This is a genomic window from Pseudomonas sp. GL_093 (assembly GCF_057837605.1).
The window spans coordinates 3,785,921-3,804,401 of the sequence record NZ_CM174448.1; the positions used below are offsets into that span (position 1 = coordinate 3,785,921).

At 60.4% G+C, this 18,481-nt stretch carries 16 protein-coding genes; 10 read left to right on the forward strand and 6 right to left on the reverse strand.

Annotation, left to right across the window (positions count from 1 at the left end; genetic code table 11):
• Positions 1 to 10: 10 nt before the first annotated feature.
• The 8 genes from gloB (at position 11) to fabI (ending at position 10,829) form a co-directional block, all read left to right on the forward strand.
• Positions 11 to 778, forward strand: coding sequence for a hydroxyacylglutathione hydrolase (gloB, locus tag AC3IUE_RS17290; RefSeq protein ID WP_489263061.1), 768 nt, complete (start codon positions 11 to 13; stop codon positions 776 to 778).
• Between the two features lie 99 nt (positions 779 to 877).
• Complete coding sequence (locus AC3IUE_RS17295) at positions 878 to 2,332, forward strand: transglycosylase SLT domain-containing protein (protein WP_056741788.1); 1,455 nt, start codon at positions 878 to 880, stop codon at positions 2,330 to 2,332.
• 299 nt (positions 2,333 to 2,631) lie between these two features.
• On the forward strand, positions 2,632 to 4,464 hold the full coding sequence (locus AC3IUE_RS17300) for an extracellular solute-binding protein (RefSeq protein ID WP_489263062.1): 1,833 nt from the start codon (positions 2,632 to 2,634) through the stop codon (positions 4,462 to 4,464).
• Positions 4,461 to 6,302 (forward strand): extracellular solute-binding protein, encoded by a 1,842-nt coding sequence (locus AC3IUE_RS17305; RefSeq protein WP_489263063.1) that lies wholly within the window; start codon positions 4,461 to 4,463, stop codon positions 6,300 to 6,302. The genes AC3IUE_RS17300 and AC3IUE_RS17305 overlap by 4 nt, the downstream gene beginning before the upstream one ends.
• A 4-nt stretch (positions 6,303 to 6,306) precedes the next feature.
• On the forward strand, positions 6,307 to 7,380 hold the full coding sequence (locus AC3IUE_RS17310) for a microcin C ABC transporter permease YejB (RefSeq protein WP_056741785.1): 1,074 nt from the start codon (positions 6,307 to 6,309) through the stop codon (positions 7,378 to 7,380).
• 1 nt (position 7,381) lies between these two features.
• Entirely contained in the window at positions 7,382 to 8,401 is a 1,020-nt protein-coding gene (locus tag AC3IUE_RS17315) for an ABC transporter permease (RefSeq protein WP_046048847.1), read from the forward strand.
• Between the two features lies 1 nt (position 8,402).
• The gene (locus AC3IUE_RS17320; RefSeq protein WP_489263064.1) at positions 8,403 to 10,013 is read left to right on the forward strand and encodes an ABC transporter ATP-binding protein; all 1,611 of its coding nucleotides are present in this window, start codon (positions 8,403 to 8,405) and stop codon (positions 10,011 to 10,013) included.
• A gap of 21 nt (positions 10,014 to 10,034) precedes the next feature.
• A complete protein-coding gene (fabI, locus tag AC3IUE_RS17325) occupies positions 10,035 to 10,829 on the forward strand; it encodes an enoyl-ACP reductase FabI (RefSeq protein WP_008152082.1) in 795 nt (264 codons plus the stop codon).
• 181 nt (positions 10,830 to 11,010) lie between these two features.
• Here the strand turns inward: fabI and AC3IUE_RS17330 are convergent, their stop codons facing one another.
• Positions 11,011 to 11,877, reverse strand: a complete 867-nt coding sequence (locus AC3IUE_RS17330; protein ID WP_489263066.1) for a LysR family transcriptional regulator — start codon at positions 11,875 to 11,877, stop codon at positions 11,011 to 11,013.
• A 111-nt stretch (positions 11,878 to 11,988) separates the two neighbouring features.
• On the opposite strand from AC3IUE_RS17330, the gene AC3IUE_RS17335 reads away from it, so the two are divergent.
• Complete coding sequence (locus tag AC3IUE_RS17335) at positions 11,989 to 12,414, forward strand: VOC family protein (RefSeq protein WP_489263067.1); 426 nt, start codon at positions 11,989 to 11,991, stop codon at positions 12,412 to 12,414.
• On the opposite strand, the gene AC3IUE_RS17340 is transcribed toward AC3IUE_RS17335, so the two are convergent.
• The 5 genes from AC3IUE_RS17340 to AC3IUE_RS17360 all read right to left on the reverse strand — a co-directional run bounded on the left by AC3IUE_RS17340 (position 12,383) and on the right by AC3IUE_RS17360 (position 17,434).
• On the reverse strand, positions 12,383 to 12,982 hold the full coding sequence (locus tag AC3IUE_RS17340) for a GGDEF domain-containing protein (RefSeq protein ID WP_489263068.1): 600 nt from the start codon (positions 12,980 to 12,982) through the stop codon (positions 12,383 to 12,385). The two genes, AC3IUE_RS17335 and AC3IUE_RS17340, sit on opposite strands and share 32 nt — an antisense overlap.
• A gap of 74 nt (positions 12,983 to 13,056) precedes the next feature.
• Complete coding sequence (locus AC3IUE_RS17345) at positions 13,057 to 13,635, reverse strand: hypothetical protein (RefSeq protein ID WP_489263069.1); 579 nt, start codon at positions 13,633 to 13,635, stop codon at positions 13,057 to 13,059.
• Between the two features lies 1 nt (position 13,636).
• Positions 13,637 to 15,805: a xanthine dehydrogenase family protein molybdopterin-binding subunit gene (locus tag AC3IUE_RS17350; protein ID WP_489263070.1), complete on the reverse strand. Its 2,169-nt coding sequence runs from the start codon at positions 15,803 to 15,805 to the stop codon at positions 13,637 to 13,639.
• A gap of 25 nt (positions 15,806 to 15,830) precedes the next feature.
• Entirely contained in the window at positions 15,831 to 16,286 is a 456-nt protein-coding gene (locus AC3IUE_RS17355; RefSeq protein WP_046048854.1) for a (2Fe-2S)-binding protein, read from the reverse strand.
• 302 nt (positions 16,287 to 16,588) lie between these two features.
• The gene (locus tag AC3IUE_RS17360; protein ID WP_489263071.1) at positions 16,589 to 17,434 is read right to left on the reverse strand and encodes an oxidoreductase; all 846 of its coding nucleotides are present in this window, start codon (positions 17,432 to 17,434) and stop codon (positions 16,589 to 16,591) included.
• Positions 17,435 to 17,548: 114 nt separating this feature from the next.
• On the opposite strand from AC3IUE_RS17360, the gene AC3IUE_RS17365 reads away from it, so the two are divergent.
• Positions 17,549 to 18,469, forward strand: coding sequence for a LysR family transcriptional regulator (locus tag AC3IUE_RS17365; RefSeq protein ID WP_489263072.1), 921 nt, complete (start codon positions 17,549 to 17,551; stop codon positions 18,467 to 18,469).
• The last annotated feature ends 12 nt before the right edge of the window (positions 18,470 to 18,481 follow it).

Below are 18,481 nucleotides of genomic sequence, written 5' to 3' on the forward strand. Positions count from 1 at the left end.
GAATCCGACGATGATACAGATCAGTGCCCTGCCCGCCTTCACCGACAACTACATCTGGTTGTTACAAGACCACAGCACCCAGCGCTGCGCCGTGGTCGATCCGGGCGATGCCGCGCCAGTGCAGGCCTGGCTCGCCGCGCATCCGGGTTGGGTGTTGAGTGATATTTTGATCACTCACCATCATCATGACCACGTCGGCGGCGTCGAGCAGCTCAAAAAAGCGACAGACGCGACAGTCTACGGTCCAGCCAGCGAAACCATCCCGCTCCGGGACGTGGCCCTCAAGGACAACGACCGCGTCAGCGTGCTGGGCTGGGACTTCGATGTCTTTGCCGTCCCCGGCCACACCTTGGGGCATATCGCCTATTACCATCACGGTCTGCTGTTCTGCGGTGACACCCTGTTTGCTGCCGGTTGCGGGCGCTTGTTCGAAGGCACGCCGGAGCAGATGCATACCTCACTGACCCGCCTCGCCTCGCTGCCTGAAGATACGCTGATCTACTGCACTCACGAATACACTTTGAGCAACCTGAAGTTTGCCGCAGCGGTCGAACCGGGCAATCCGGACACTGCCGCACGTCTGGAAAAAGTCACCGCACAACGTGAAGCCGGAATCATGACGCTGCCCTCTACTCTGGCGCTTGAAAAGCTTACCAACCCGTTTTTGCGTGTCGACGAAACATCCGTTAAAGAAAAAGTGGACGAACGGAATGGAACCCAAAACCGGGCTCCGAGTGCGGTCTTTGCTGCTCTGCGTGCTTGGAAAGATAAGTTCTAAGTAGCCATCACGCTGGTACAAAAATTCTGAATGGTTGACCGCAGGGGGTGCGCTTTCTAGAATCGCCCGACATTTTTGCCCGGAACTTACTTCCAGCCAATGTCGTCATCTATTCGTAAAGCCATCAATTCAGACGCATTGACCCGCTTGGCTCAAGCCATCGCGGTGGCTGTGTCCGCCACTCTGGCGGGCTGCTCAAGCCATGTGCCGCAGACCGACGCGGCACACACTCCGAACATCGCCGCCCGGGCCAAGCAGAAACCTATCTGGCTCAGCGAAAAACCGACTCCACAAATTCCACAAGATGTCTGGGAGCGCATGCGCCAGGGCTTCCAGTTGCAGGACAACCTGGGCGTCAACCCGCGCATCGAGCAACAGCGCCTGTGGTTCGCCAGCAACCCGTCCTTCCTCGAAAACGCCGGCGAACGCGGCAGCCTCTACATTCACTACATCGTCGAACGCCTTGAAGAACGCAACATGCCGCTGGAACTGGCGCTGCTGCCAGTGATTGAAAGCGCCTACAACCCGATGGCCTATTCCCGGGCCGACGCGGTTGGCTTGTGGCAATTCATCCCTTCCACCGGGCGTTACTTCAACCTGCGTCAAACCCGTTTCTATGATGGCCGTCGCGATATCACCGCCTCGACCACTGCGGCCATGGATTACCTGACCCGCCTGCACGACATGTTCAACGGCGACTGGCTGCTGGCCCTGGCGGCCTATAACGCCGGCGAAGGCACGGTCAGCCGGGCCATCGAGCGCAACGAAAAGCTCGGCTTGCCGACCGATTACTGGAACCTGCCGCTGCCGGCCGAAACCCAGGCCTACGTGCCAAAGCTGCTGGCCCTGTCACAAGTGGTGCTGGCACCTGAAGCCTACGGCGTGAACCTGAACCCGATCGCCAACGAACCGTACTTCCAGGTCGTCGAAATCAACCAGCGCATGGACCTGTCCAAGGTCGCCGCGGTGGCTAACATCGACGAAGACGAACTGTTCCAGCTCAACCCGGCCTTCAAGCAGCGCACCACCATCGATGGCCCCCAGCATTTGCTGGTGCCAACGTCCAAGGCGCAGTTGCTGACCGCCAGCCTGTCGACCATGCGTCCTGAAGAGTTGATCAGCAAGAAGCCGCTCAAGCCGGTATTCGAAGGCTCGGACGACTCCGAACTCGCCAGTCTCAAACGCGTTTACCGCGTTAAACGCGGGGACAACCTGGCCGCCATCGCCAAGGCCAACAAGGTCGACGTCAAGGACCTGCAACGCTGGAACAAGCTGACCGGCAAGAATCTCAAGGCCGGTCAGGCGCTGGTCATGCAGGACACCACGAAGCGCAGCAGCGGTCGGGTCAACACCGTCGTGGCGGCGAACAGCAAAGCAAACAGTAAAGCTGACCAACAGAAACCGCAGACCCAGTACAAGGTCCAGCAAGGCGACTCGCTGTACATGGTGGCCAAGCGTTTCAACGTTGAAATGCAACACCTCAAGCGCTGGAACCCGCGTGTTGGCCAGGCGCTGAAGCCTGGCCAGATGCTGACGGTGGCTTCGCCACGCTAAAATGAGCCCCTGATTTCAGGGGCTTTTTTTCGCCCAAGGATTTACCCAAACCCTTGTAGCAGCTGGCGAAGCCTGCGTTCGGCTGCGCAGCAGTCGTGAGTTCAGACGGTATGGTGTTTCAGGAAGTATGCGAGCGCAGGTTTTGCGACTGCTGCGCAGCCGAACGCAGGCTTCGCCAGCTGCTACAGGGACTCCATTGGCACAATTAACGGCGCGTTAAACCCCTGTCTTTTTCCTGTCGATACAAGCTGTTACTGTACGGGCCACAAAGCCCAAGCCGCCTGGATCGGATTCCTGACTTGAAGCGTCCCCTCCTTCTGCTCCTGATCAGCCTGGCCTTGAGCGCCCCCGCAAGCGCGACGATCAGCGAAAGCCATGGTTATGCGCAGTTCGGCACGCTCAAGTACCCGGCCAGATTTACCCACTTCGACTGGGTCAACCCGCAAGCGCCCAAGGGCGGTACGTTGCGGGTGATGGCGTTTGGCACCTTCGATACGCTCAACCCCTACACGTTCAAGGGTTCAAGCCCGGTTTCCACGCCGAATTTCCTGCAATACGGCATCAACGAGCTTAATGAACCGCTGATGGTCGGCACCGGCCAGTACGCGCCGTCCGGCGATGAACCAACCTCAAGCTATGGTCTGATCGCCCAATCGGTGGAATACAGCGAGGACCGCAGCTGGGTGGTGTTCAATCTGCGCCCGGAAGCGCGTTTCCACGATGGCACGCCGATTACCGCCTATGACGTGGCGTTTTCCTACCGCTTGCTGCTCAAGGAAGGCCATCCGCAATACCGCACCAACCTTCAGGAAGTGTTGCGGGTCGACATCCTCAATCCGCAACGCATTCGTTTTGTCTTCAAACGCGCCGGCAATCCATTGCTGATCCTGCGCCTGGGCGAATTGCCGGTGCTGCCCCAGCATTACTGGAAAGGTCGTGACTTCAAGGCCACCACCTTCGAACCGCCACTGGGCAGCGGACCGTATCGCATTACGTCGGTAGAGCCTGGGCGTCAGATCATTTTCGAACGGGTCAAGGACTACTGGGGCAAGGACCTGCCGGTCAATCGCGGCAAATACAACTTCGATCGTATGGAAGTCGAGTTCTACCGCGACAGCGACGTCGCGTTCGAAGCCTTCAAGGCCGGCGAGTTCGATATCTATATCGAGCACCAGGCGAAGAACTGGGAAAACGGCTACAACTTCCCGGCGGTGCGACGCGGCGACGTCATCAAGGCGCAGATCCCGCATCAGATCCCAACCCAGAGCCAGGGTCTGTTCATGAACTCCCGGCGGCCGGCCTTCTCCGAGACCAAGATCCGTGAAGCGCTGGGCCTGATGTTCGACTTCGAGTGGACCAACCGCACGCTGTTCAGCGGCGCTTACAAGCGCGCCATGAGCTACTACCCCAACAGCGAGTTCTCCGCGACGGGCCTTCCGGTCGGCCATGAATGGCTGATGCTGACGCCGTATCGCGAGCAGTTGCCCGCCAAGCTGTTCACCGAGCCGTTCAGCCTGCCGCAGACCCAAGGGCGCGGCATCCCCCGGGAAACCATGCGCAAGGCCCTGAGCCTGCTTGCCGAGGCCGGCTGGAAGCTCAGTGGCCAGCATGTTCAGAACGCCGCTGGCCAACCGTTGCGCCTGGAGATCCTGCTGGTCAACCCGAACCTGGAGCGCATCCTTCAGCCTTACGTCGAGAACCTCGCCAGCATCGGCATCGATGCGCGGCTGCGCACAGTCGATCGCGCCCAGTACAAGCAACGCCTTGATCAATTCGATTTCGACATGATCCTGATGACCCTCAACCAGACGCTCAGTCCGGGCCTGGAGCAGTGGCAGTACTTCCACTCCAGCCAGGTCGGGGTCAAGGGCAGCAAAAACTACGCCGGTATTGCCAATCCGGTGGTCGACCATTTACTCGAACAATTGCTCGCCGCCCAGACCCGCGATGAACAGGTCGCCGCCGGCAAGGCCCTGGACCGGGTGTTGCTGTGGCAGCACTACATCATTCCCAACTGGTACCTCAATTATCACCGCCTGGCCTACCGCAACCGGTTCGCCTTCGTCACCACGCCGCCCTACACGTTGGGCCTGAGCGCGTGGTGGCTGAAATCTTCGGAGAAAGATCGATGAAACCCGTACGCACCCTGCTCTTGCAGGCCAGCGGTCTGTTGTTCGCCGGGCTGGCCTGCGCCGCCCCGCAACATGCCCTGACCCTGTACAACGAGCCGCCGAAATACCCGGCCGATTTCAAACACTTCGATTACGTGAACCCCGACGCGCCCAAAGGCGGGATTTTCCGTCAGGCCGGTTTCGGAGGCTTTGACAGCCTCAACCCCTTCATCAACAAAGGTGTCGCGGCCGACGACATCAGCATGATCTACGACACCCTGGCCAAACAGGGCCTGGATGAACCGTTCACCGAGTACGGCCTGGTCGCCGGCAAGATCGAAAAAGCCCCGGACAACAGCTGGGTGCGTTTCTACCTGCGCCCCGAAGCGCGCTTCCACGACGGGCATCCGATGCGCGCCGAGGACGTGGTGTTCAGTTTCCAGACCCTGATCAAGGACGGCGCGCCGCTGTACCGCGGTTACTACAGCGATGTCGAGGAAGTGGTCGCTGAAGATCCGCTGACGGTGCTGTTCAAGTTCAAACACAACAACAACCGTGAGCTGCCGCTGATCCTCGGCCAGTTGCCGGTGTTGCCCAAGCATTGGTGGGCGACGCGCGATTTCACCAAGGGCAACCTGGAAATACCGCTGGGCAGCGGCCCGTACAAGGTCAGCGAAGTCAAGGCCGGACGTTCGGTGCGTTATGAGCGGGTCAAGGATTACTGGGCCAAGGACCTGCCGGCGAACCGCGGGTTCTACAACTTCGATGTGATGACCACCGACTACTACCGCGACAACACCGTGGCCCTGGAAGCACTCAAGGCCGGGCAGTTCGATTACTGGCTCGAAATGGCAGCCAAGAACTGGGCCAACGCCTATAACATTCCGGCCGTCACCGAGGGCCGGTTGATCAAGGAACAGATCCCCAACGGCAACCCCACCGGCATGCAAGGCTTTGTATTCAACCTGCGCCGCCCGGTGTTCCAGGACGTGCGCGTGCGCCAGGCCCTGACCCTGTTGCTGGACTTTGAATGGACCAACAAGCAACTGTTCAACGGCGCCTACGCGCGCACTCGCAGTTTTTTCGAAAATTCGGAAATGGCTGCCAGCGGCCTGCCGGACGCCGATCAACTGGCGATCCTCGACCCGTTCCGCAGCAAGATTCCCGAGCAGGTGTTCAGCGAGGCGTTCCAGAACCCGGTGACTGACGCCAGCGGCATGATCCGCACCCAGCAGCGCAAAGCCTATCAATTGCTGCAAGAGGCGGGCTGGCGGATCGTCGATGACAAGATGGTCGACGCCAACGGCAAACCGGTGACCATCGAGTTCCTGTTGGCCCAGACCGAATTCGAGCGGGTGCTGCTGCCGTTCAAGCGCAACATGAGCGACCTGGGGATTGACCTGGTGATCCGCCGGGTCGACGTCTCGCAGTACATCAACCGCGTACGTTCACGGGACTTCGACATGATTGTCGGCAGCTTCCCGCAGTCCAACTCGCCGGGCAATGAACAGCGTGAATTCTGGATGTCTGACGCCGCCGACAAACCCGGCAGCCGTAACTCCATGGGCCTGAAAGACCCGGTGGTGGACCAGTTGGTCGAGCAACTGATCAACGCCGATTCGCGCAAAAGCCTGGTGGCCCACGCCCGCGCACTGGACCGCGTGCTGCAATGGGGTTATTACGTGATCCCCAACTGGCACATCAAGACCTGGCGCGTGGCTTACTGGAACCACATCGGTCATCCGAAAGTTTCACCCAAGTACGACATCGGCATTAACACCTGGTGGGTCAAGCCAGACGCTACACCGGCCATAGAAGTCGAAACCAAACTGCAAGCCGACCCTGCGGGCACGGAGTAATCAGATGCTGGCGTATATTTTTCGGCGACTGCTGCTGATCATCCCGACCTTGCTCGGCATTTTGCTGATCAACTTCGTGATCATCCAGGCCGCCCCCGGCGGGCCGGTGGAGCAGATGATCGCCAAGCTCGAAGGTTTCGAAGGCGCCACCAGCCGCATCGCCGGCGGCGGTGCCGAAGTCTCGGTGGCCGGCTCCGCTTATCGCGGCGCCCAGGGCCTGGACCCGGCGCTGGTCAAGGAAATCGAGCACATGTACGGCTTCGATAAATCGGCGCCGGAACGCTTGTGGATCATGATCAAGAACTACGCCACGCTGGATTTCGGCGACAGCTTCTTCCGCGACGCCAAGGTCATCGACCTGATCAAGGAAAAGATGCCAGTGTCCATCTCCCTCGGGCTGTGGAGCACGCTGATCATGTACCTGGTGTCGATCCCGCTGGGGATCGCCAAGGCGACGCGACACGGCAGCCACTTCGACGTCTGGACCAGTTCGGCGATCATCGTCGGCTATGCGATCCCGGCGTTCCTGTTCGCCATCCTGCTGATCGTGGTGTTCGCCGGGGGCAGCTATTTCGACTGGTTCCCGCTCAGAGGACTGACCTCCAACAACTTCGATGAGTTGAGCATGGGCGGCAAGGTGCTCGATTACTTCTGGCACCTGGCATTGCCGGTGACGGCGCTGGTGATCGGCAACTTCGCGACCATGACGCTGCTGACTAAAAACAGCTTCCTCGACGAAATCAACAAGCAGTACGTGGTCACCGCCAAGGCCAAGGGCCTGACCAACCACCGCGTGCTCTACGGCCATGTGTTCCGCAACGCCATGCTGCTGGTGATCGCCGGGTTCCCGTCGGCGTTTATCGGCATCTTCTTCACTGGCTCGTTGCTGGTGGAGGTGATCTTCTCCCTCGACGGCCTCGGGCTGATGAGTTTTGAGGCGGCGATCAACCGCGATTACCCGGTGGTCTTTGGCACGCTGTTCATCTTCACCCTGTTGGGATTGGTGGTAAAACTCATCGGCGACCTCACCTACACCTTCGTCGATCCGCGCATCGACTTCGAAAGCCGGGAGCATTGAGATGAACCTGTCCCCTCTCAATCGCCGACGTTTCGAACTGTTCAAGGCCAACAAGCGTGGCTGGTGGTCGCTGTGGCTGTTTCTGCTGTTGTTTGGGCTGAGCCTCGGCGCCGAGCTGATCGCCAACGACAAACCGCTGGTGGTGCACTACGACAACGGCTGGTACTTCCCGGCGCTCAAGCGTTACCCGGAAACCACCTTCGGCGGCGAATTCCCGCTGGAAGCCAACTACAAGAGCCCGTACATCCGTGAACTGCTCAAGGAAAAAGACGCCTGGGTGCTGTGGGCGCCGATTCCCTACAGCTATCAAAGCATCAACTACGACCTGAAAGTCCCGGCCCCTGCGCCACCTTCAACTGACAACCTGCTGGGCACTGACGATCAGGGCCGCGACGTGTTGGCGCGGGTGATCTACGGCTTCCGGATTTCGGTGTTGTTTGCCCTGACCCTGACCATTTTCAGCTCGATCATCGGCGTGATTGCCGGGGCCTTGCAGGGTTTCTACGGAGGCTGGGTCGACCTGGCCGGACAGCGTTTTCTGGAGATCTGGTCCGGGCTGCCGGTGCTGTATCTACTGATCATTCTCGCCAGTTTCGTCCAGCCGAATTTCTGGTGGCTGCTGGGGATCATGCTGCTGTTCTCGTGGATGAGCCTGGTGGACGTGGTCCGTGCCGAATTCCTGCGAGGGCGTAATCTGGAATACGTGCGCGCCGCGCGGGCGTTGGGGATGCAAAACGGAGCGATCATGTTCCGCCACATCCTGCCCAACGCCATGGTCTCGACCATGACCTTCATGCCGTTCATCCTGACCGGCGCCATCGGCACCCTGACCGCCCTGGATTTCCTCGGCTTCGGTTTGCCGGCAGGCAGCCCGTCCCTCGGTGAGCTGGTGGCCCAGGGCAAATCCAACCTGCAAGCGCCGTGGCTCGGCATGAGCGCGTTTGCCGTGCTGGCGTTGATGTTGAGTTTGCTGGTGTTCATCGGCGAGTCCGCTCGCGATGCCTTCGACCCGAGGAAGTGAAATGAATCAGGACAATCTGATCGAAGTGCGCGACCTGGCCGTCGAATTTGTCGTTGGCGAGCGCGTTCAACGGGTGGTCGAAGGCGTGAGCTTCGACATCAAGCGCGGCGAAACCCTGGCGCTGGTGGGCGAAAGTGGCTCCGGCAAATCGGTGACGGCCCACTCGATCCTGCGGCTGTTGCCCTACCCGCTCGCCCGGCATCCGTCCGGGACCATCGAGTATTCCGGGCAGAACCTGCTGAGCCTGAAAGAGAAAACCATTCGCCACATCCGCGGCAACCGGATCGCGATGATCTTCCAGGAGCCGATGACCTCGCTCAATCCGCTGCACTCGATCGAGAAACAGATCAATGAGGTGTTGAGCATCCACAAGGGCCTGATCGGCAAAGTCGCGACCAGGCGCACCCTGGAGTTGCTGGAAATGGTCGGCATCCCGGAGCCCGAGAAGCGCCTCAAGGCCCTGCCCCATGAATTGTCCGGTGGCCAACGGCAGCGGGTGATGATTGCGATGGCCCTGGCCAACGAGCCGGAACTGCTGATCGCCGACGAGCCGACCACCGCGTTGGATGTGACCGTCCAGCTGAAAATCCTCGAATTGCTCAAGGAATTACAGGCCCGGTTGGGCATGGCGCTGCTACTGATCAGTCACGATTTGAACCTTGTGCGAAGAATTGCGCATCGCGTATGTGTCATGCAGCGCGGTTGCATCGTCGAACAGGCATCGTGCGAAGAGTTGTTCCGCGCACCGCAGCATCCGTACACTCGGGAACTGCTGGCAGCGGAGCCCAGCGGCAAGCCGGCGACCAATGTGATTGGCCCGCCATTGCTGCAAGTCGAGGACCTGAAAGTCTGGTTCCCGATCAAGAAAGGCTTTCTGAAAAAGACCGTCGACCACATCAAAGCGGTGGACGGAATCAATTTCAGCCTGCCTCAGGGCCAGACCCTGGGGATTGTGGGAGAAAGCGGTTCGGGCAAGTCGACACTGGGTTTGGCGATTTTGCGGCTGATCGGCAGCAAAGGCGCCATCCGTTTTGAAGGCAAGCAGCTAGACTGCCTGACGCAGCAACAGGTTCGACCGCTGCGGCGGGAGATGCAGGTGGTGTTTCAGGACCCGTTCGGCAGCCTGAGCCCACGGATGTGCGTGAGCCAGATCGTCGGCGAAGGCCTGCGGATCCACAAGATGGGCACCGAGGCGGAACAGGAACAAGCGATTATTGCGGCACTCAAGGAGGTAGGTCTGGACCCGGAAACCCGGCACCGCTACCCCCACGAATTTTCCGGCGGGCAACGGCAGAGAATCGCCATTGCCCGGGCATTGGTGCTAAAACCGGCGTTGATTCTGCTGGACGAGCCGACTTCGGCCCTCGACCGGACAGTGCAACGCCAAGTGGTGGAGCTTTTGCGTTCACTGCAAACCAAGTACAACCTGACGTATCTGTTTATCAGCCATGACCTGGCTGTCGTCAAAGCGCTGAGCCACCAGCTGATGGTGGTCAAGCAAGGCCAAGTGGTCGAACAGGGAGACGCGCAAAGTATTTTTGCGGCCCCCAAACATCCGTATACACAGCAGTTGCTGGAAGCCGCTTTTCTGGCCCCAGCCACTGCGCAATAACCTGAAAGAGAGGAGCAACACATGGGTTTTCTCGCCGGTAAGCGCGTACTGATCGTCGGTGTCGCCAGCAAGCTGTCCATCGCATCCGGCATCGCTGCCGCCATGCATCGCGAGGGCGCTGAGCTTGCCTTCACTTATCAGAACGACAAACTCAAGGGTCGTGTCGAAGAGTTCGCACAAAGCTGGGGTTCCAACCCTGACCTGTGCTTCCCGTGCGACGTGGCCAGCGATGAAGAAATCGCCAAGGTTTTCGTTGAGCTGGGCAAAAAATGGGACGGCCTGGACTGCATCGTGCACTCCGTCGGCTTCGCCCCGGGCGACCAACTGGATGGCGACTTCACCGAAGCCACCACCCGTGAAGGTTTCCGCATCGCTCACGACATCAGCGCCTACAGCTTCGTGGCCCTGGCCAAAGCCGGCCGCGAAATGATGAAAGGCCGCAACGGCAGCCTGCTGACCCTGTCGTACCTGGGTGCAGAGCGCACCATGCCGAACTACAACGTGATGGGCATGGCCAAGGCTTCCCTGGAAGCTGGCGTTCGTTACCTGGCCGGCTCCCTGGGCCCGGACGGCACCCGCGTCAACTGCGTATCGGCTGGCCCGATCCGCACCCTCGCCGCTTCCGGCATCAAGAACTTCCGCAAGATGCTGGCCGCCAACGAAGCGCAAACCCCGCTGCGTCGTAACGTCACCATCGACGAAGTCGGCAACGCCGGCGCCTTCCTGTGCTCGGACCTGGCGTCCGGCATCAGCGGCGAAATCATGTACGTGGACGGTGGTTTCAACACCACGGCCATGGGTAGCCTGGAAGAGTAATCTTCGGGTAGCCAACTAAAAAACCCGCCTCTTGAGGCGGGTTTTTTGTGCCTGTAATTTCAGGCCTGGCGCAGATCCCCTGTGGGAGCGAGCCTGCTCGCGATGGCGGAGAGTCAGTCGACATCAATTTTGACGGTTAGTCCGCTATCGCGAGCAGGCTCGCTCCCACAGGGTTTGGTGTTTAGCCGGAAATATGTGTCAGGCAGCTGGAAAATAGCTGCTGGATCGGCTGTGTACGCTGGCTATAGCGCTGCAACAGGACGATCTCGCGGTAGAACGTCAACTCCCCCAACGGAATGATCCGAACCTTCGCCCCATGCTCAAGCCATAACCCCGCCTCGGGCAGCAGTGACACCCCTAACCCGCATTCAACCATCTTCACGATGGCTTCCAGCTCATCCAGCTCCAAAGCCACCTGCACATCAATCTGCTGCTCACGCAAAAACCGCGTTACCAGTCTTCCACCGAACGAGTTGCGGTCGTAACGCACATGCGGATGGTTCGCGAGGATCTGCAACGGCTCATCGCCTTCAAGGTCCGCCGGCACGATCAATACAAACGGTTCCTTGCGGATGACCTGCGCTGACAGTTCCTTGGGTAACTCGAACGGCGGTTTGATCAGGATCGCCAGATCCACCTCACCGGTGTCCACCTGACTCAACAGGTTCAGCGACACGCCGGGCACCAGTTTCGGCTCGAGCAACGGCGCCTGTTGCCTCAGTCGAAGCAACGCCTGGGGCAGCAGTCCGGTCTGGGCCGTGGCCACCGCACCTATTTTCAACTCGCCGCGATATTCACTGACATCATCGCTGACCGCCATGCGGCTGAAGGTCTCCAGCATGTCCCTGGCCATCGGCAATGCACGCTGGCCTGCCGCATTGAGCAGCGCCTGACGTCCGGTGCGGTCGAACAAACGAATGCCCAGGGCCTGTTCCAGATTGCGAATCTGCGCGCTGACGGCCGACTGGGTCAGGCCAATGTGCATACCGGCCGCGGCAAACGTGCCGTAGCGCGTCACCGCAATGAAGGTTTTCAGTTCCCGCAGCATGGCGTTCTCGATTAATCGAAATAATTTGAGCTCGATGCAAAAATTATCGTCTTTTAATCAAAAAGCACAGGGCTAAACTCAATCTGAATCCACACAGCCGAGGCACCTCCGATGCAACTCTCCCCTTTTCACCTGGCCATCCCGGTCTACGACCTGACGGCTGCGCGCAATTTTTATGGCCAAGTGTTCGGCCTGGAAGAAGGTCGTTCAAGCGATCACTGGGTTGATTTCAACTTTTTCGGCCATCAGCTGGTCATTCACCTCGCGCCGAAAAACGCCTCTCAAGAAGCCGCGCACACCAATGCTGTCGACGGACATGACGTGCCGGTGCCGCATTTCGGTGTGGTGTTGGGGATGGCGGAATGGGAGGCGCTGGCCGAGCGATTGAAAGCCCTCGGCACCCGATTCGTGATCGAACCGGGCATACGCTTTCAGGGCTTGGTAGGTGAGCAAGCGACGATGTTTCTCTTCGATCCGTGCGGCAACGCGCTTGAGTTCAAGGCATTCAAGGATGTGGCTCAGTTGTTTGCCAAGTGAACGCATCGGCCTGTGCCATCAGCTCCTCGATCGAGCCGGGAAGCTGTGGATTGCACTCGAGTTGTCCGATGCTGAAGCGGATGTCATAACCACGATGCACCGTGGCATTGAGCTCTTCGAGTATTTCTTCGAGTCGCGCCCTGATCGCGGGAATCTCCACAACACTTGAGCCGGTCAGCAACGCGACGAATTTGTCGCTGCCCAACCGGCCGATCACATCACTCTCGCGAAAGGCAATACGCAGCACATCAGCGAAGGTTTTCAGGGCATTGTCGCCCTCGGAACGACCATAGAGATAGTTGATGTGCTTGAAGTCATCAATATTGAAGAGCAGCAGCGTCGCTGGCTTTTTCAGCTGGTGGCAGACATCCAGCCCTTGTTGGGCCAGCGCTGTAAAACCGTGTCGGTTGGAGAGCAGCGTCAACTCGTCCATGCTCGCCATCTGCACGCCCATCAACTCCTCCTCGGCCTTACGGGCCAAGTCACGCAGCAGCTCGCGCTCCTGCAGTGGCGTGCGCAACGGGTCGGCGCACGCGCCTGGTTTTACCGGTTTGCCTGGGATCAGCATTACTCACTCCATTGGCGGGTATATTTCTTAGAGTCGTCCATACCCGGTTTGACTCCCTGTTAACGGACCGCCGGTCAACTACCCACGACCGGACATGGCCCTCCCGCGTCTGCCCAGCGTTTGAACTGGGTGACGAAAATATCGTGCGGCACCGGTACCGGCGCCCTTCCCTGACCCGGATTCCAGCCCCAAAGCACCAATTTGTCGTCGCTGACATGCTTGATCAGCGCGGCGAAATCGCGGTCACCGTTGCTGGAACGGTCCTTGATCATGGCGCACAACTGGTCGGCCGGCAGACCGATCCAGGCCATTTTGTGCGCGGCGGGCGGCAGGCTCCAGTGCGGCGCCCCCGGCGGTGCGTGAGCGCCGTAACTGGCCGGCGGATTGCTCTCGGCGTGGCAGGTAGCGCAGGGCAAACCCGCCGCACCTTTGCCGTCCATGCCCCGCACGACGTTCATGACGTGAGGAATCCCGGCGTCGAATTGCAACGGCGAATCGCCGGGAATATGGCAGTTCTGGCAGCGCGGGCTCTGGAAGACCTTTTGCACGGTATCGAACGCCTTGATCGCTTCCTTATCGTCAGCGAACAGGTCTTCGGCATAGCCGATCAGGCCGATCAACACCACCGCGCCAAGAATCAGATGTCGTCTCATCTCACACCCCCGACAGCTGCAGCGGCAGTTCCCGCAAGCGTTGGCCGGTCAGGGCGAACACCGCGTTGGCCACTGCCGGCGCCGTGGGCGGCACACCGGCCTCGCCGATACCGCCGGGTTTGTCGCTGCTGGGCACGATATGCACTTCCACCACCGGCATTTCGTTGAGCCGCAGCACTTGATAGTCGTGGTAATTGGACTGCACCACCTGCCCGTTCTTGAAGGTCAGCTTGCTGTGCAAGGTAAATCCGAGGCCGAAGGTGATGGCCGATTCCATTTGCGCCGCGATGCTCATCGGGTTGACCGCAATGCCGCAATCCACCGCACACACCACCCGATGGACGCGGATCGCCAGGTTGTCCTGGGACACCTCGGCCACCTGGGCGACGTAGCTGCCGAAAGACTCATGCACCGCGACACCCAACGCATGGCCGTCCGGCAGTGGCGCCTTCCAGTTGGCTTTCTCGACGGCCAGGTTCAGCACACCAAGATGCCGCGGATGGTCCTTGAGCAAGGTTCGTCGGTACTCGACCGGATCCTTGCCGGCCGCCTCGGCCAGTTCGTCAATCAGCGACTCCATCACGAACGCGGTGTGGGTGTGCCCTACCGAACGCAGCCAGAGCACGCGGATGCCGGTTTGCGGCGAATGCAGATCCACCTGATGATTCGCCAACCCCTCAAGGTACGGACTGTCGGCGACCCCTTCGACCGAGGTCTTGTCGATGCCATTCTTGACCATGGTCGCCTCGAATGACGTGCCCGCCATGATCGACTGCCCGACCATCACATGCTTCCAGGCGATCGGCAGGCCGCCGGCATCGAGGCCGATGCGCGCCTGATGGAGGAACGCGGAGCGGTAGTAACCACCGCGAATGTCATCCTCCCGGGACCAGACGGTTTTTACCGGCGCGCCCGCTGCCTTGGCAACTTCCACGGCTTCAGCAACAAAGTCCGAGGTCGGATTGGCGCGGCGGCCGAAACCACCGCCGAGAAACTCGGTATGAATCTCCACCTGCTCAGGTTTGAGCCCGGTGATTTTCCCGGCGACCATTTGATCCAGCGTCTGGAACTGGGTGCCGGTCCAGATTTCGCATTTGTCCTGGGTGATTTTCACTGTGCAGTTGAGCGGCTCCATCGGGGCATGGGCCAGGTATGGCACGCTGTACTCGACATCGATGGTTTTCGCCGCTTTACCCAGACCCGCCGCGACATCACCGGCTTGACTGGCCGAAGCGCCAGGGGTGGCGGCGAGTTTGCGGAAGCTTTCCAGCAGATTCCGACTGTCGAGCCCGGTGTTTGGCCCCAGGTCCCAATCGATCTTTAACGCATCGCGCCCCAGCTTCGCCGCCCAGTAATGATCGGCAATCACCGCCACCCCGGTGGGCACCTGCACCACTTTGTGCACGCCCGGTATCGCCAGCGCTTCAGCGCCTTCGAAGGATTTGACGCTGCCACCGAACACCGGTGAACGCGCGACCATGGCAGTCATCAGGCCGTCGAACTGCACGTCCATGCCGAACTTGGCGCGGCCGGTGATTTTCTCCGGCGTGTCCAGGCGCTTGGTCGGTTTGCCGATGATTTTCCAATCCTTGGACTCCTTGAGCTTGATCGACGCCGGATCCGGCACCGGCAGCTTGCCGGCGTCATCGGCCAGTTCGCCGTAGGTGGCGCGTTGGTCGCCGGCAATCACTACACCCGATTCGGTGCGAATTTCGGAGGGCGCAACGTTGAAGCGTTTGGCCGCCGCGTCGATCAACATCAATCGCGCCGCTGCACCGGCCTGCCGGTAACGGTCGAACTCCATCCAGGTCGAGGTCGAACCACCGGTAATTTGCATCCCGCCAAACCCGGCCAGGCCATACTCGGCGGCCGAAGCCGGTGCATGCTCGACGCGGATCTTCGACCAGTCGGCGTCCAGTTCTTCGGCGATCAACATGGTCAGGCCGGTCCAGATGCCCTGGCCCATCTCCGAATGGCCGAGCAGCATGGTGACGCTGTTGTCATTGCCGATCCGTAAAAACGCATTGGGCGCAAAAACATTGCCTTGATTCTCGGCGCCCCTGGCAAAGCGATGACCACCGGGGATGACAAACGCCACCACCAGACCACCGCCCAGCACCGCGCTGCCCTTGAGGAAACCGCGGCGTGACAGAGGATTGAGGCTGTTCATTGTTCAGACTCCCGTCAACGTGGCATCAACCGATCTCGGCGGCGCGTTTGACCGCTGCGCGGATCCGTGGGTAGGTGCCGCAGCGGCAGATGTTGCCGGAAAGCGCCTGATCGATGTCGCTGTCGGTGGGCTTGGGAATTTTCGCCAGCAACGCGGCGGCCGACATGATCTGCCCGGACTGGCAGTAACCGCACTGGACCACATCGAGTTCGGCCCAGGCTTGCTGCACCGGGTGCGAACCGTCGGTAGACAGGCCTTCGATGGTGAGGATTTTCTGCCCGTGGGCCACCGCTGTGGCGGGCGTGATGCAGGAACGCAGTGGCGCGCCATCGACGTGTACGGTGCAAGCCCCGCACTGGGCGATGCCGCAACCGAATTTGGTGCCGGTCAGGTGCGCGACATCGCGCAGGACCCACAGCAGCGGCATGTCTGCGGGGACATCCAGCGCCTGGTCCTTGCCATTGATGTTGAGCGTCAGCATTGCGAATGTCCTCAGACTCACGGTGTTCTGAAGGGGCTCTCGGGAACCTCGGGTTATCCCTACAGCTAAGCGCAAATTGCCGGACGAGACCAGTTCATCGACCACCGGTCACACGATAAAGGCGAACAGGATCGCTCTGAGTAGCAGCTGTCGAGCCTGCGAGGCTGCGTTCGGCGACGAAGTCGTCGTGAGGTCGGGCGCTGCGGTGTGCCAGGAAAACTGCGTTCGCAGGGTTTGCGACGACTTCGTCGCCGAACGCAGCCTCGCAGGCTCGGCAGCTGCTACACGGAGCGGGTGGGGGCTTAGAAGTCGGTGGACACCGACAGCTCACGCCATGCGTTCAGCTCGCCGGTGACGAAGGCGTTCTTGGCCTCGATGTAAGTCACCGAGTCCGTGCCCAGCGGCAGGCGCAGCGGTGGTTGCTCGGCCTCGACCAGGATGATCATCGCCTGAGCGAGTTTTTCCGGGTCGCCTGGCTGTTGCTGATTGACGGCTTTCGCCACTTTGCGCATTTCACCGGAAGTCGACGCGTAGTCGGCAATTGTTTCAGGGGACTCGACCAGAGAGTTGCTGTCGAGGAAGTCGGTACGGAAGTAACCCGGCTCTACCACGGTGACATTGACGCCCAGCGGCGCCAGCTCGCCGTGCAAGGCTTCGCTCAATGCTTCGACGGCAAACTTGGTCGAGCAGTACACACCGTAACCCGGTGCCGACTGATAACCGCCCACCGAAGAGATGTTGATCACATGACCACGGCGAGCGGCGCGCATGTGCGGCAGCACGGCGCGAGTGACATTCAGCAAGCCGAAGACGTTGGTTTCGTACACGCGCCTCACTTCATCGGCGCTGGCTTCTTCCACCGCGCCAAGCAAGCCGAAACCGGCGTTGTTGACCAGCACGTCGATGCGCCCGAAGTGGTCGATGGCCGCCTTGGCGACCGCGACGCCCTGGGCTTCATTGGTCACATCAAGGGTGGCTGCCAGCAAACCTGCCTGCTCGCCAAAACGCTGGGTGATGCTGCTGGCGTCACGGGCGGTGGCGACCACGGCGTCGCCATTGGCCAGCGCGGCGGCAGCGATCTTGGCGCCGATACCGCGAGACGCGCCAGTGATGAGCCAGACACGTTTGAAGTTTTGGGAAGTGGTCATGATCGCGAATCCTTGTAGGCCGTTGGGGTAAGCACAAGGTACGCAGGAACATTGGTCGGAAAAATGCCCTCGTGTTACAAGCACTATGAAACGCTCTTTCATAATGGCGCCGATATGAATCACGACCCGTTTGATGGTTTGACCGAGTTTCTCGCCGTCGCCGAGCACAAAAGTTTCACCCTGGCCGCGACTCGGCTAGCCGTTACGCCCACCGCCGTCAGTCATGCGATCAAACTGCTGGAACGGCGCACCGGCGTGCTGCTGTTTCAGCGCACCACGCGCCGAGTGGCGCTGACCGAAGCCGGCGCCAGTCTGTTTGCCCGCTTGCGTCCGGCGGCCAGTGAAATCGATGAAGCACTGGCGGTGCTCAGCGGTTTCCGTGATCAGCCCATGGGCACGTTGCGACTGACCGTACCGCGATTGTCCGGCACCCTGTTGATGGAGCCGCTGATTCCGCTGTTCCGCGAGGCCTACCCGCAAGTGACCCTCGATATATCCCTGGACGACGCCACGGTCGACCTGATGGCCGGCGGCTTCGATGCCGGGATTCGCCTGGGAGAGTCGATTGAAAAAGACATGATCGCGGTGCGCCTGACACCTGACCTGCAATGGTCGGTGGTGGGCTCCCCGGCGTACTTCGCCAAGGCTGGCAAACCTGCCATCCCGGAAGACCTGACCCGACACGAATGCATCGGCTTTCGCTTCTCGACCTCCGGCAGCGCGCATCGCTGGGAGTTTCGCCGCGAGGGTCGGGACTTCACCGTGGGCGTCGAGGGCGGCGTGATCGTCAATGACCGCCGGTTGTTGGCGGCGGCCGCTCGCAGCGGTTCGGGCCTGGCCTATGCCTGTGATCTGGAGATTGCCGACGAGTTGGCGGATGGACGCCTGGAGCGGGTGCTGCAACCCTTCGTGCCACTCAGCTCGGCGTTGTACCTGTACTTCCCCAGCCGCACCCAGACACAGCCGAAGCTGCGGGCCTTTATTGATTTGGCCACCCGGTGGATTGCTGAAAAAGGAGGCCTGGGCCGTCGCTGAACCGTTGCCTTC

Bases quoted from the DNA above. Each gene is read 5' to 3' on its own strand.
- gloB (WP_489263061.1), top strand. From the start codon at position 11: ATGATACAGATCAGTGCCCTGCCCGCCTTCACCGACAACTACATCTGG.
- AC3IUE_RS17295 (WP_056741788.1), top strand. From the start codon at position 878: ATGTCGTCATCTATTCGTAAAGCCATCAATTCAGACGCATTGACCCGC.
- AC3IUE_RS17305 (WP_489263063.1), top strand. From the start codon at position 4,461: ATGAAACCCGTACGCACCCTGCTCTTGCAGGCCAGCGGTCTGTTGTTC.
- AC3IUE_RS17310 (WP_056741785.1), top strand. From the start codon at position 6,307: ATGCTGGCGTATATTTTTCGGCGACTGCTGCTGATCATCCCGACCTTG.
- AC3IUE_RS17315 (WP_046048847.1), top strand. From the start codon at position 7,382: ATGAACCTGTCCCCTCTCAATCGCCGACGTTTCGAACTGTTCAAGGCC.
- AC3IUE_RS17320 (WP_489263064.1), top strand. From the start codon at position 8,403: ATGAATCAGGACAATCTGATCGAAGTGCGCGACCTGGCCGTCGAATTT.
- fabI (WP_008152082.1), top strand. From the start codon at position 10,035: ATGGGTTTTCTCGCCGGTAAGCGCGTACTGATCGTCGGTGTCGCCAGC.
- AC3IUE_RS17330 (WP_489263066.1), bottom strand. From the start codon at position 11,877: ATGCTGCGGGAACTGAAAACCTTCATTGCGGTGACGCGCTACGGCACG.
- AC3IUE_RS17335 (WP_489263067.1), top strand. From the start codon at position 11,989: ATGCAACTCTCCCCTTTTCACCTGGCCATCCCGGTCTACGACCTGACG.
- AC3IUE_RS17340 (WP_489263068.1), bottom strand. From the start codon at position 12,982: ATGCTGATCCCAGGCAAACCGGTAAAACCAGGCGCGTGCGCCGACCCG.
- AC3IUE_RS17345 (WP_489263069.1), bottom strand. From the start codon at position 13,635: ATGAGACGACATCTGATTCTTGGCGCGGTGGTGTTGATCGGCCTGATC.
- AC3IUE_RS17350 (WP_489263070.1), bottom strand. From the start codon at position 15,805: ATGAACAGCCTCAATCCTCTGTCACGCCGCGGTTTCCTCAAGGGCAGC.
- AC3IUE_RS17355 (WP_046048854.1), bottom strand. From the start codon at position 16,286: ATGCTGACGCTCAACATCAATGGCAAGGACCAGGCGCTGGATGTCCCC.
- AC3IUE_RS17360 (WP_489263071.1), bottom strand. From the start codon at position 17,434: ATGACCACTTCCCAAAACTTCAAACGTGTCTGGCTCATCACTGGCGCG.
- AC3IUE_RS17365 (WP_489263072.1), top strand. From the start codon at position 17,549: ATGAATCACGACCCGTTTGATGGTTTGACCGAGTTTCTCGCCGTCGCC.